Genomic DNA, 12,786 nt, shown 5'->3' on the forward strand with positions numbered 1-12,786 from the left:
GAGGATCCGTGACCCAGATTTCGGTGCGCGTGGACGGGGCGTCCTACACGGACGACGTCGAACCCAGGACCCTCCTGGTCCACTACCTCAGGGAACATCTCGGCAAGGTGGGCACCGTCGTCGGCTGCGACACGAGCAACTGCGGGGCCTGCACGGTGCACCTGGACGGCGAGGCGGTGAAGAGCTGCACGGTGCTGGCGGTCCAGGCCGACGGCAGCGAGGTCACCACCATCGAGGGCATCTCGGGAGGGGACGGAGCGCAGGACGGCTCGCTGCATCCCATGCAAAAGGCGTTCCACGAGATGCACGGCCTGCAGTGCGGCTACTGCACACCGGGGATGATCATGGCGTCGATCGACCTCGTGGCCGACAACCCGGACCCCAGCGAGCACGAGGTGCGCGAGGGCATCGAGGGCAACCTCTGCCGCTGCACCGGCTACCAGAACATCGTCCGCGCCGTGCAGCAGGCGGCTGCCGAGATGCGCGGCAGCGCCCCCGCCGCCCCGGACACGCTCGGAGCGCAGGCATGACCGCGGTGGAGGACCGGCCGGCGGTCGAGGCCCCGGCCAAGGAGGTCGGGCAGGCCCGCAAGCGCAAGGAGGACGCCCGCCTCATCACCGGGAGGACCACCTGGACCGACAACATGGTGCTTCCCGGGATGCTGCACCTCGCCGTGGTCCGCAGCCCGGTCGCGCACGCGAAGCTCGGCGCGATCGACGTCGAGGCGGCCCGCTCGGCGCCGAACGTCGTCGCCGTGTTCACCGGCCGCGACCTCGCCGAGGAGCAGGGCTCGATCCCCTGCGCCTGGCCGGTGACGCCGGAGATGGTCAACCCCGGGCACCCGTCGGTCGCCGTGGACGAGGTCAACCACGTGGGCGAGGCGGTCGCCGTCATCGTGGCCCGCAGCAAGGCCGCCGCCCAGGACGCCGTCGAGCTCGTCGACGTCGACTACGACCCGCTGCCCGTCGTCCTCGACATGGAGCAGGCGCTCGCCGACGGCGCCGCCCTCACCCACGACCACGTGGCGTCCAACGAGAGCTTCCGCTGGATCTTCGACGCCGGCGACGCAGGCACCGGTCAGAACACCGACGAGGCGTTCGCGAACGCCGACGTGGTGGTGAGACGGCGGTTCGTCCAGCAGCGGCTAATCCCGGCGTTCATGGAGCCGCGCTCCACCGTCGTCCAGCCCCAGGGCGACAACTACACGATGTGGTCCTCCACCCAGGTGCCGCACATCCTGCGGATCATGCTGGCGATGACCACCGGGGTCCCGGAGCACAAGCTGCGCGTCATCGCCCCGGACGTCGGCGGCGGGTTCGGCGGCAAGCTGCAGGTCACGCCCGAGGAGGTCATCACCCTGCTGGTGGCCAAGCGGCTCGGCAAGCCGGTCAAGTGGACCGAGACCCGCAGCGAGTCGCTGATGAGCGGCCACCACGGCCGCGACCAGATCCAGTACGTGGACATCGCGGCCGACCGCGAGGGGAACGTCCTGGGCCTGAAGGTCCACATCCTCGCGGACATGGGCGCCTACCTGCGGCTGGTCACGCCGGGCGTGCCCATCCTGGGCGCCTTCATGTTCCCGGCGATCTACAAGTTCCCCGCCTACCGGTTCGACTGCCAGGGCGTCTTCACCAACAAGACGCCCACCGACGCCTACCGGGGCGCCGGCCGGCCCGAGGCGACCTTCGCCATCGAGCGGATCATGGACGAGCTGGCCGTCGAGCTGGGCATGGACCCGCTCGAGCTGCGCCGGAAGAACTGGATCGGGGCCGAGGAGTTCCCGTTCACCACGGTGGCCGGGCTCGAGTACGACAGCGGCGACTACGACGAGGCGACCCGGCAGGCGCTGGAGCTGCTCGGCTACGACGAGCTGCGCGAGGAGCAGCGCCGGCGTCGTGAGTCGAACGACCCGGTGCAGCTCGGCATCGGCTTCTCGACCTTCACCGAGATGTGCGGCCTGGCGCCCTCCCGGGTGCTCGGCTCGCTCTCCTACGGCGCCGGCGGCTGGGAGCACGCCTCGATCCGGATGCTCCCCACCGGCAAGGTCGAGGTGGTCACCGGCTCCACCCCGCACGGGCAGGGCCACGAGACGGCGTGGAGCCAGCTGGTCGCCGACGAGCTCGGCGTCCCCTTCGAGGACGTCGAGGTGCTGCACGGCGACACGGCCATCTCCCCGCGTGGCCTGGACACCTACGGCTCCCGGTCGCTCGTGGTCGGCGGCGCCGCGGTGGTCAACGCGGCGCAGAAGGTCGTGGCCAAGGCCCGCACCGTCGCCGCGCACCTCCTGGAGGCCAGCGAGGAGGACCTGCAGTTCGAGGGCGGGACGTTCTCCGTGCGGGGCACCCCGGGCACGGGCGTGTCCATCCAGGAGCTGGCGCTGGCGACCTTCGCGGCGCACAACTTCCCCGAGGGCGTGGAGCCCTCGCTGGACGCCGACGCCACCTTCGACCCGGTCAACTTCTCCTTCCCCCACGGCACGCACGTCTGCGCCATGGAGGTGGACACCCAGACCGGCATGGTGAAGATCCGCAAGTACGCGTGCGTCGACGACGTCGGGAAGATCGTCAACCCGCTCATCGTCGAGGGCCAGGTGCACGGCGGCCTCGCCCAGGGCATCGCGCAGGCGCTGTACGAGGAGGCCGTCTACGACGTCGACGGCAACCTCACCACCGGCACGTTCGTCGACTACCTCGTCCCCTCGGCCGCCGACCTGCCGCACTTCGACACCGCCAACACGGTGCACGAGGCGCCGGGCAACCCGATCGGGGCCAAGGGGGTCGGCGAGGCCGGCTGCATCGCCTCGACGCCGGCCGTCGTCAACGCCGCGCTCGACGCCGTCCGCCACCTCGGGGTGTCGGACATCCTCATGCCGCTCACCCCGGAACGCGTGTGGCGGGCCCTCCATCACGGCGGGGACGGCGGGGACCGCGCGACAGCGGGCACCAACGCCTATGGCGGCGCGCAGACCGAGACCACCGCCGGCGTCTCCACGCCGGAGTCGCGCCTGGGAGGCGACCGATGATCCCCGCGCCCTTCGACTACGTCCGACCGGCCACGGTGGACGAGGCGCTCCGGGCGCTCGCCGACGGCGGCGAGGACGCCAAGATCCTCGCCGGCGGGCAGTCGCTGATCCCGGTGATGCGGCTGCGCCTGGCCGCGCCGTCCGTGGTCGTCGACCTGACCCGCGTGGCGGAGTTGCGCGGCGTCCGGGAGGACGGCGACGCGCTCGTGATCGGCGCGATGACCACCCACTCCGACGTCGTCAGCGACCCGCTGATCGCGCAGCACGCGCCGCTGATCGCCCAGGCGACCGAGACCGTCGCCGACCGCCAGGTGCGCCACCGGGGGACCTTCGGCGGAGCGCTCGCGCACGCCGACCCGGCCGGTGACCTGCCGGCGGTCGCGCTCGCCCTGGACGCGGAGTTCGTCATCGCCGGGCCGGCAGGCCGCCGCACCGTGCCGGCGCGGGAGTTCTTCGTGGACTACCTGACGACCGCGCTGGCCGAGGACGAGATCCTGGTCGAGATCCGGGTCCCGAAGCTGGCCGGCCAGTGGGGGATGCACTACGAGAAGTTCAACCGGGTGGCGCAGGCCTGGTCGATCGTCGCCGTGGCGGCGGCGGTGCGACGGGAGGACGGGCACATCGCCGAGGCGCGGATCGGGCTGACCAACATGGGCCCCACCCCGCTGCGGGCGACCGCGACCGAGCAGGCGCTGGCCGGCGTGGCCGCCGGTGCCGACGCGATCGCCGGGGCGGCCGCGCACGCGGCCGAGGGCACCGCGCCCAGCGACGACCTGAACGCCAAGGCGGACTACCGCGAGCACCTGGCCCGGGTCCTCACCCGCCGGGCGGTCGCGGCGGCCGCCGGCCTCCCGGCGTAGGGGTTTCACGTGCAACTCGAGAACTCCTTCACCGTCCCCGTGCCCGTCGACGAGGCGTGGCGCGTGCTGCTCGACATCGAGCGCATCGCGCCGTGCATGCCGGGCGCCGCCCTCGACTCGGTCACCGGCGACGACTTCACCGGCCGGGTGAAGGTCAAGCTCGGGGTGATCACGCTGACCTACCAAGGCAAGGCGTCGTTCGTCGAGAAGGACGAGGCGGCGCACCGCGCGGTCATCGACGCCCGGGGCCGGGACCAGCGGGGCAACGGCACGGCGTCGGCCGTCGTCACCGCGACGCTCGCGGCCGAGGGCGAGCGCACGCGGGTCGACGTCCTCACCGACCTGAACATCACCGGCCGGCCGGCCCAGTTCGGCCGGGGCGTGATGACCGACGTCGGCAACAAGCTGCTCGGCCAGTTCGCCGACCGGCTGGCCGCCCAGCTCGGCGCCGGCGACCAGCAGGCCGCGACGTCCCCGGCCGCGGCGACCGTCCCGGCACCTGCGGTGTCCCCGGAAGGCGCGGTGTCCCCGGAAGGCGCGGTGTCCCCGGAAGGCGCGCTGTCCCCGGAGGTCGCGCCGGTCGCGGCGGCGGTGGCGTCGGTGCCGTCCGTTCCGCGCCCCCTGCAGCAGCCGACCACCGAGCCCGAGCCGATCAACCTGCTCGAGGTCGCCGGCGGGGCCGCCGCGAGCCGGTACGCGGGCCCGGCCGCGGGCCTCGGTCTCCTGCTCCTGGTCTTCCTACTGGGCCGCCGCCGTCGCTGATCCGGCGCACCGACGGCCGTTTCGGCCGTGGGTACTTGAGCGGACACGACCCGGCGTGGCATAACTGATCCGCGACGGCTCTCGTGCGTCGCGCTTCTCCGGGCGTCCGCGCGGCGGGCGGACGACCGGAGGGGGCACGGGCATGACGCTGCCGGACGGCGACCACGTCCTGGCCTCGATGCCCGTCGGCTTCATGGCCATCAGCGCCGAATGGATCATCACGCACGTCAACCCCGCGGCCGAGCGCACGTTGTTCATCGACGCGGCCGGCCTGGTGGGGCGCGACTTCTGGGACGCCTACCCCGAGAACCTGCACAACGAGTTCGGGCGCGCCTACCGCACCGCCATGGACGACCGCGTCACCACCACCGTCGAGGCCTTCTACCCCGAACCGCTCGACCGCTGGTACAGCGCGGAGGCCGTGCCGGTCGAGGACGGAGTGCACCTGTACTTCACCGACATCACGGAGCGGCAGACGGCGCAGGACCGGCTGGCGGTGCTCGAGAGCATCGGCGCCGAGCTCGGGGCCACCCTCGACCTGGACTCCGCCGTCGCCCGCATCCCGCGGCTCGTCGTGCCCCGGCTGGCCGACGGGTGCCTGCTCACCGTCATCGATCCCGACGGCCGCCCCCGGGACGTCGGCTCCTGGCACGTAGACCCGGAGCCGCGGCGGCTGATCGAGCGGTACGCGGAGGTGCGCCTGGCCGACCTGCCCCCGGACGCGCCTCTCCTGCGGGCGCTGCGGGACGGCGAGACCATCTCCTTCTCCGGCGCCCAGGCGCTGGCGTCGCTGCCCGAGGGCGAGGCCCGCCGGATCTTCCTCGGCGTGGGTGTCGGTCACGCCGTGACGCTGCCGCTCCGGGGACACGGGCGGGTGGTCGGCGCCCTGACGCTGCTCATGCGCCGGCCGCAACCGCCGAGCGAGGCGGACCTGAGCACCGCCCGCCAGGTGGCCGACCGCATCGGGCTGGTGCTCGACAACGCCCGGCTCTTCGACGAGCAGCGTCAGCTGGCCGAGGGCCTGCAGCGGAGCCTGCTCACCGCGCCGCTGCAGCCCGACTACGCCGAGATCGTCGTCCGCTACACGCCGGCCGCCGAGGCGGCGCGCGTCGGCGGCGACTGGTACGACGCCTTCGTCCAGCCGTGCGGGGCCACGATGCTGGTCATCGGGGACGTCGCCGGGCACGACACCGAGGCCGCCGCGATGATGGGGCAGCTCCGCGCGCTGCTGCGCGGCATCGCCACCTTCAGCGACGGGCCGCCCGCGGCGGTGCTCAGTGGTCTGGACGGTGCGATGAGCCAGCTGCAGGTGGGCACCTACGCCACCGCGGCGATCGCCCGCTTCGAGCAGGACGGGGTGCCCGACGACCTGACCCGCATGCGCTGGTCCAATGCCGGGCACCTGCCGCTGCTGGTGATCCACCCCGACGGGACCCTCCGCGAGCTCGGCGAGTGGCAGGGCGACCTGCTCCTCGGCGTGGACCCGGACGCCGTGCGCCAGGAGTCCGTCGTCGACCTGGCCGCCGGTACGACGGTCCTCATGTTCACCGACGGCCTCATCGAGCGCCGGTCCAGCGACCTGGACGTCGGCATGGAGCGGCTCCGCCAGGCCGCCGTGGAGCTGGCCGACCGGCCGCTGGGCGAGCTGTGCGACGAGATCATCGAGCGGCTGGTGAGCGGCCGGCCCGAGGACGACGTCGCCCTCGTGGCCATCCGGCTGTTCCGCCGTCCGGGACGCCGGGACTAGCGCCCGGCACCAGGGCCACGGCCGGCGCCGGAGCCGGCTCCGAACGGCCTGCTCGTTGGTACCGTCTGGCCCGTGACGGCCGGCGGGGCGGCGCTGGTCGCCTGGATCCGCTCCGACGAGCGGCTGGGCGCGGCGAGCGAGGGACCCCGCCACCTGCTGGACCGACGCGGCTGGCGGACGCTCCGGTGCGACCCCACGGGCCTCCTCGTGGCCACCGCGTTCGCCCTGCTCGCGATGACACCGTCGATCCTCCCGCGCGACTGGGCCTTCCAGGGAGTGGTCAGCGGGATCTCCGCCGCGGCCGGGTACGGCGTCGGGACGGCCCTGGCCTGGGTGGTGCGCCGCACGCCGGTCCAAGCCCAGGCCGCCCACTGGGTTCGGCGGGTGGTGCCGGCAGCGGTGCGCCGCTGCGCCTGGGCGGGGCTGCTGGTCGCGGTGCCCGTGGCGCTCCTCGTCGGGCTGGTCGTCGCCGCGGACTGGCAGCACGACGTCCGCCCGCTGGTCGGCCTCCCCGAGCAGCACAGCGCGGGCACGTTGCGGTCCGCGCCGCTGATCGTCGTCCTGGCCGCGCTGATCGTGGCGCTCTTCCGGGCTCTGCGACTGCTCGCCCGGAAGCTCGCCGAGCTGTTGCGGCGCCGGTTCCCCGTGCCCGCCTGGGTGGCGCAGGGCATCGCCGCCGTGGTGGTGGCGCTGGTGACCGTGGGGCTGCTCGACGGGGTGGTGCTGCGCTGGGCGCTCTCGGCGGCGGACACCAGCTTCAGCGTGGCCAACGAGCAGACCCCGGATGGCGTCGAGCAGCCGCGGTCGCCCACCCGATCGGGATCGCCGTCGTCCCTGTCCGCGTGGGACACCCTGGGCACCTACGGACAGGAGTTCGTCGCCGGCGGCCCCTCGTCCGACGAGATCGCCACGGCGGCCGGGCTCTCGGCCGATGCCGTGCCCGAGCCCATCCGGGTGTACGTGGGCATCGAGGGGCGGGACACCCCGGCGGCGCGCGCGGAACTCGCCGTCGCCGAGCTCGAGCGCACGGGAGCGGCCGAGCGCGACGTGGTCTGCGTGATCGTCACGACCGGTACCGGCTGGATCGACTCCGCCGCGCCACGGGCGCTGGAGCTCATGTACGGCGGGCACACCGCCGTCGTCGGCACCCAGTACTCCTACCTGCCCAGCTGGCTGTCCTTCCTCTTCGATCGCGACCGGGTCGTGCAGGAGGGCCGCGCGCTGATCGATGCGGTGGCCGACTGGGTCGACGCGATGCCGGTGGCCGACCGGCCGCGGCTGCTCGTCTACGGCACCAGCCTCGGCACCATGGGCGGGGAGTCGGCCTTCGACGGGCTCGCGGACATCCGGGCACGCACCGACGGCGTCCTCTGGACGGGACCGCCGCAGGGCAACGAGCTGCGCCGCACGCTGATCGAGCGGCGGGACCCCGGCACCCGCGAGGTGGCCCCGGTGTACGCCGACGGTCTGGTGGTGCGGTTCGGCAACTCCCCGGAGGACCTGCTCGAGCCCGACAACGACTGGCTCCAGCCGCGCACCGCCTACCTGATGCACCCCTCCGATCCGGTGGTGTGGTGGTCCTGGGACCTGCTCTTCCGTCGGCCCGACTGGCTCGAGGAACCGCGCGGGGAGGGAGTGTCCCCGGCCATGTCCTGGTACCCGGTCATCACCTTCTGGCAGGTGTCGGCCGACCTGACCAACGCGGCCTCGCCCCCGATGGGGTACGGGCACAACTACGGCGCCCAGCTGGTCGACGCCTGGGCCATCGTCGCCCCGCCGTCAGGATGGACGGCCGCCGACACCGAGCGGGCGCGCGCCGTCTTCCTCGACTGACCCGGCCAGCGCCTCAGCGCAGGGCGTCGGCGGCCGCTCCGGCGACCTCGCCCAGGCTGTTGGTGCCCAGGTGCAGCCCGATCGGCGCCAGCAGGCTGCCGCTGCGCAACCGCAGCCAGGTGAAGACCACCCCGCCGGCACCGGTCAGCAGCACCGTGCCGACGGCGGTGGACTCCGCGGCGCCGTTGATGTGCCACAGCCCGAAGACGCCGGCGGTGACCAGCGTGGCGGCGCGATCGGACAGCTGACGCCGGGCCAGCGCCAGGAGGACGCCGCGGTACGCGAGCTCCTCCGCGAGGACACTGCCCAGAGGGATGACCACCAGCGCACGGACGGCCAGCTCGCCGGGCGTCAGGCCCTCGGAGGACTCGGCCAGCGCATCGCGCACGGCGGGGATCGCCAGCGCCACGGCGTAGCCCACCGCCATGGCGGCCAGCGCCGCCCCACCCCAGCGAGCCCCCGAGCGCCACGTCCGGTGGTCGAGGCCCAGTTCCCGGAGGCTCAGCCCGCAGCCGCGCACCACGAACAGCAGGAGCGCCGCCGCGGCGCCGTTGATCGCCGCGCGGGTGCCCGGACCGGAGCCGAACAGCGGGACCGCGACGTTGCTCCACGCCAGCAACGCCCCGGAGGTGGCGACCAGGGGCAGCCAGCGGCGCACCACGTCAGCGGGCGCCGGCGAGCCCGTCGTCGTCGTCCCGCTGCTCCGCGCGCTCGAGTGCCTCTTCCTCGGCCTGGGCCTCCATGACGTGGGCCTCGCCGGCGACCGTGGCCGCGGCGTCCCCGTGGGACTCGCCGTACACCTGCTCGGCGCGGCCCAGCAGTTCCTCGGCCTTCGCCTTGGCCTTGTCGAAGATGCTCATGCGCTCATCCTCTCCCAGTCACCCGCCGGCGAACGGGGGGAGCACGTCCACCACCGCTCCGGGGGACAACGGCATGGCGCGGTCGCGGGTCTGCGTCCCGTCGACCAGGAACGAGCAGGCGGTCAGGACCCGGGCCATCCGCTCCCCGTGCGCGTCGACGATCTGGCCGACCAGCTGGTCGAGCGAGCCGGCCTCGCGGGTCTCGGTGTCGGTCCCGGAGGCGGCGCGGGCGCCGGCGAAGTACCGCACGGTCACCGGCATCTCAGCCCCCGATGGCCGACATGGGCCGGGTCGGCTGCAGGAACGACGGGTCGTCGATGCCGTGCCCGGGGAGCTTGCCCAGGGTGGCGATCCGCCAGCGGTCGGCGATCTCCTGATCGGTGGCCCCCGCGCGCAGCGGCGTCCGCAGGTCGGACTCCTCCCGCGCGAAGAGGCAGTTGCGGATCTGCCCGTCGGCGGTGAGCCGGGTGCGGTCGCAGCTGCCGCAGAACGACCGGGTGACCGACGCGATGACGCCGACGGTTGCCGGGCCGCCGTCGACCAGCCAGCGCTCGGCCGGCGCCGACCCGCGGGCCTCGGTGTCGGGCGTGAGGGCGTGCGAGGCGGACAGCCGCTCGAGGATGTCCTCCGCGGTGACCATCTCGCCGCGGGTCCAGGCGTGGTGGGCGTCCAGGGGCATCTGCTCGATGAACCGCAGCTGGTAGCCGTGCTCCAGGCAGAAGTCGAGGAGGGGGACGGCATCCTCCTCGTTCATGCCGCGCAGCAGGACGGCGTTGACCTTGACCGGCGTCAGCCCGGCGCGGTGCGCGGCGGCGAGGCCGGCGAGGACGTCGTCGAACCGGTCACGGTGGGTCAGAGAAGCGAACCGGTCGCGGTCGACGGTGTCCAGGCTGACGTTGATCCGGTCCAGTCCGGCCGCGGCCAGCGCGGGGGCGACGCGGGCCAGGCCGATGGCATTGGTGGTGAGGCTGACCTCGGGGCGCGGCGTCAGGGCGGTGGCGCCGGCGACGATGCCGACCAGCCCGGGGCGCAGCAGCGGCTCCCCGCCGGTGAACCGGACCTCCTCGATGCCGAGGTGCTCGACGCCGATGCGGACCAGGCGGACGATCTCCTCGTCGGTGAGCACCTCGACCTTGGGCAGCCAGTCCAGGCCCTCGGGCGGCATGCAGTAGGTGCACCGGAGGTTGCAGCGGTCGGTCAGCGACACCCGCAGGTCGGTGGCCACGCGGCCGTGCCGGTCGACCAGCCCCCCGGCCCCCGGAGCCGGGGTCGACACGGCGTGCCGGACCACCGGGTCGGGCAGTTCGGCGCCGGTCATGGCCCGAATGTAGCCGCGCAACGGGAAAAGCGATGCCGGCGACGGTCCCGGCGCAGCTAGGCTCGCGGCGCCACCCGAGAGACCGGCGGAGCACTCGTCCCGCACTCGCCCGTGGCCAGGAAGCGCGAGAACACCGTGTCACCCCGCACCCTCTTCGGTCCCTACCTCCGCCTGTTCGCCGTCCCGGGCTCGGCTTCCTTCTCGCTCGCCGGCTGGGTGGGCCGGTTGCCGGCCCCGATGCTCGGACTGGGCGCCGTCCTGCTCGTGGAGGGCGAGACCGGCAGCTACGGCCTGGCCGGCGCCGTCTCCGGCGCCCTGGCCCTGACCTACGCGATCGCCGGACCGCAGTGGGCGCGCGCCATGGACCGCCGCGGTCAGGGCCCCGTCCTGCGGATCGCGATGGTCGCCCTCGCCCTGTCCGGCGTCGCCTTCGTCGCGGCCGTCAGCGCCGGTGCCCCGCGGTGGAGCTGGTTCCTGCTCGCCGCGCTCACCGGCGCCGCGGCCCCGAACATCGGCTCGATGGTGCGGGCGCGCTGGTCGGCGCTGCTCGACCGCGACGGCCGGCAGACCGCCTTCGCCTTCGAGGCGGTCGCCGACGAGGTGGTCTTCGTGCTCGGGCCGCCGCTGGTGACCCTGCTCGCGACGCTGCTGGCCCCGCCGGTCGGCTTCCTGACCGGCATCGTCTTCGGCGTGGTGGGTGGGCTCTGGCTGGCCGCCCAGCGGGACACCGAGCCGCCGCTGCATCCCGTCGACGCCACCGCACCCCGCCGTCGCCGGTCGGTGGTCACGCCCGCGCTCCTGGTGGTCACCGTCACCTACCTCGCCGTGGGCGGGCTCTTCGGCGCCATCGACGTCGTGGTCATCGGGTTCGCCGAGGAGGAGGGCGCCCAGGCGCTCGCCGGCCTGGTGCTGGCCGTCTTCGCCGGCGGGAGCCTCGTCGCCGGGCTGGTCTACGGCCTGGCGCGGCTGCCGAGCACGCTGGCTGCCCGCTTCGTGGGGACGGCGGTCGCCTTCGGCCTGGCGGGCCAGTTGCTGTGGGGCGTGACGTCCCTGCCGGTGCTCATCGGCTGCGGCTTCCTGGCCGGGCTCACGATCGCGCCGGTGCTCGTGTCGGGCACGTCGCTGGTGGAGTCCCGGGTCGCACCGGGTGTGCTCACCGAGTCCCTGGCGTGGACGATCACGGGTCTCACCGTCGGCGTCACCGCCGGCTCGGCGATCGCCGGTGCGGCGGTCGACGCCTGGGGCGCGGAGCAGGCGTTCGCCGTCCCGGCCGTGGCCGCCGCCGTCGCGGGCCTGCTCTCGCTGCTCGGTGCGCCGCTGCTGCGCTCCCGCGTGCCGGACGGGCCCCCGGTGCGGGGCGAGCGGGTTGACACGGGCGCGCAGGGGTAGGTCGCGGAACGGGCCGTCACGCGCCATCCGGCAGCGCGCAGCCGACACGGCCCCTCCCGATCATCGAAAGGAACCCTTGTGGCTTCTGCTGTGCCAACCATCGACCTGAACAACGGCGTCCAGATCCCCCAGCTCGGGTTCGGCGTCTACCAGGTCCCCCCGGAGGAGACCGCCGAGACGGTCGCCACCGCGCTCGAGGTCGGCTACCGGCACATCGACACCGCCGAGATGTACCGCAACGAGAAGGGCGTCGGCGAGGCCATCGCCCGCTCGGGCATCGACCGCGGCGAGATCTTCGTGACCAGCAAGCTGAACAACGGCTTCCACCGCCGCGACGACGCCCTGCGCGCCTTCGACCAGACCCTGGCCGACCTGGGCACCGACTACCTGGACCTGTTCCTCATCCACTGGCCGCTGCCGGGCATCGACGTCGACTACGTCGAGACCTGGAAGGCGATGGAGGAGATCTACGCCGGCGGCCGCTGCAAGGCCATCGGCGTCTCCAACTTCAACGCCCACCACCTGCGCAAGCTGTTCTCCGAGACCCAGGTCCGGCCGGCGGTGAACCAGATCGAGGTGCACCCGTACCTGGCCCAGGACGAGCTGCGCGCCTTCGACGCCGAGCACGAGATCGTGACCGAGGCCTGGTCCCCCATCGCCCAGGGCAAGGTGCTGGACGACCCGGCCATCACCGGGATCGCGGAGCGGCTGGAGCGCACCCCGGCGCAGGTCGTCCTCCGCTGGCACGTCCAGCGCGGCGACGTCGTCTTTCCGAAGTCCTCCTCCCGGCAGCGGATGGAGGAGAACTTCGCGCTGTTCGACTTCGAGCTGACGACGTCGGACATGGCGGCGCTGACCGGCCTGGACCGCGGCGAGCGCACCGGCCCCGACCCGGACACCTTCAACTACATCCCGTAGCAGCCCTCCCGAACGGGCCCGTCCACACGAGTGGGCGGGCCCGTTCGCGTGTCGGGACGACGGTGCTTGGCTCAGGC

Annotated in this window: 12 protein-coding genes; 8 read left to right on the top strand and 4 right to left on the bottom strand. The window is 73.7% G+C overall.

Annotation, left to right across the window (positions count from 1 at the left end; translation table 11 throughout):
• Positions 1-8: 8 nt before the first annotated feature.
• From BLS70_RS13215 to BLS70_RS13240, 6 genes are all read left to right on the top strand, one after another.
• Positions 9-530, top strand: coding sequence for a (2Fe-2S)-binding protein (locus BLS70_RS13215; protein ID WP_091768638.1), 522 nt, complete (start codon positions 9-11; stop codon positions 528-530).
• Positions 527-3,022 (top strand): xanthine dehydrogenase family protein molybdopterin-binding subunit, encoded by a 2,496-nt coding sequence (locus tag BLS70_RS13220; RefSeq protein ID WP_091768641.1) that lies wholly within the window; start codon positions 527-529, stop codon positions 3,020-3,022. The genes BLS70_RS13215 and BLS70_RS13220 overlap by 4 nt, the downstream gene beginning before the upstream one ends.
• Complete coding sequence (locus tag BLS70_RS13225) at positions 3,019-3,882, top strand: FAD binding domain-containing protein (RefSeq protein ID WP_091768645.1); 864 nt, start codon at positions 3,019-3,021, stop codon at positions 3,880-3,882. Before BLS70_RS13220 ends, BLS70_RS13225 begins: the two co-directional genes overlap by 4 nt.
• A gap of 9 nt (positions 3,883-3,891) precedes the next feature.
• Positions 3,892-4,644, top strand: a complete 753-nt coding sequence (locus tag BLS70_RS13230; protein WP_091768648.1) for an SRPBCC family protein — start codon at positions 3,892-3,894, stop codon at positions 4,642-4,644.
• Positions 4,645-4,786: 142 nt separating this feature from the next.
• Positions 4,787-6,391, top strand: a complete 1,605-nt coding sequence (locus tag BLS70_RS13235) for a SpoIIE family protein phosphatase (RefSeq protein WP_091768651.1) — start codon at positions 4,787-4,789, stop codon at positions 6,389-6,391.
• 72 nt (positions 6,392-6,463) lie between these two features.
• Positions 6,464-8,224 (top strand): alpha/beta hydrolase, encoded by a 1,761-nt coding sequence (locus BLS70_RS13240; RefSeq protein WP_091768654.1) that lies wholly within the window; start codon positions 6,464-6,466, stop codon positions 8,222-8,224.
• A gap of 13 nt (positions 8,225-8,237) precedes the next feature.
• Here the strand turns inward: BLS70_RS13240 and BLS70_RS13245 are convergent, their stop codons facing one another.
• The 4 genes from BLS70_RS13245 to moaA are packed head-to-tail and all read right to left on the bottom strand — an operon-like array spanning position 8,238 to position 10,402.
• Entirely contained in the window at positions 8,238-8,882 is a 645-nt protein-coding gene (locus tag BLS70_RS13245) for a CPBP family intramembrane glutamic endopeptidase (RefSeq protein WP_218122410.1), read from the bottom strand.
• A 4-nt stretch (positions 8,883-8,886) separates the two neighbouring features.
• Positions 8,887-9,084 (bottom strand): hypothetical protein, encoded by a 198-nt coding sequence (locus BLS70_RS13250; protein WP_091768657.1) that lies wholly within the window; start codon positions 9,082-9,084, stop codon positions 8,887-8,889.
• 18 nt (positions 9,085-9,102) lie between these two features.
• Positions 9,103-9,345, bottom strand: coding sequence for a MoaD/ThiS family protein (locus BLS70_RS13255; protein WP_091768660.1), 243 nt, complete (start codon positions 9,343-9,345; stop codon positions 9,103-9,105).
• A gap of 1 nt (position 9,346) precedes the next feature.
• Complete coding sequence (moaA, locus tag BLS70_RS13260; protein WP_218122411.1) at positions 9,347-10,402, bottom strand: GTP 3',8-cyclase MoaA; 1,056 nt, start codon at positions 10,400-10,402, stop codon at positions 9,347-9,349.
• A gap of 135 nt (positions 10,403-10,537) precedes the next feature.
• Here moaA and BLS70_RS13265 point away from each other — a divergent pair, with 135 nt between their 5' ends.
• Both BLS70_RS13265 and BLS70_RS13270 read left to right on the top strand, forming a co-directional pair.
• Complete coding sequence (locus BLS70_RS13265) at positions 10,538-11,791, top strand: MFS transporter (RefSeq protein WP_091769300.1); 1,254 nt, start codon at positions 10,538-10,540, stop codon at positions 11,789-11,791.
• A 90-nt stretch (positions 11,792-11,881) separates the two neighbouring features.
• On the top strand, positions 11,882-12,709 hold the full coding sequence (locus BLS70_RS13270) for an aldo/keto reductase (protein WP_176946407.1): 828 nt from the start codon (positions 11,882-11,884) through the stop codon (positions 12,707-12,709).
• Positions 12,710-12,786 lie beyond the last annotated feature (77 nt).

The sequence above is a fragment of the Blastococcus aurantiacus genome (assembly GCF_900102425.1).
Lineage (GTDB): Bacteria > Actinomycetota > Actinomycetes > Mycobacteriales > Geodermatophilaceae > Blastococcus > Blastococcus aurantiacus.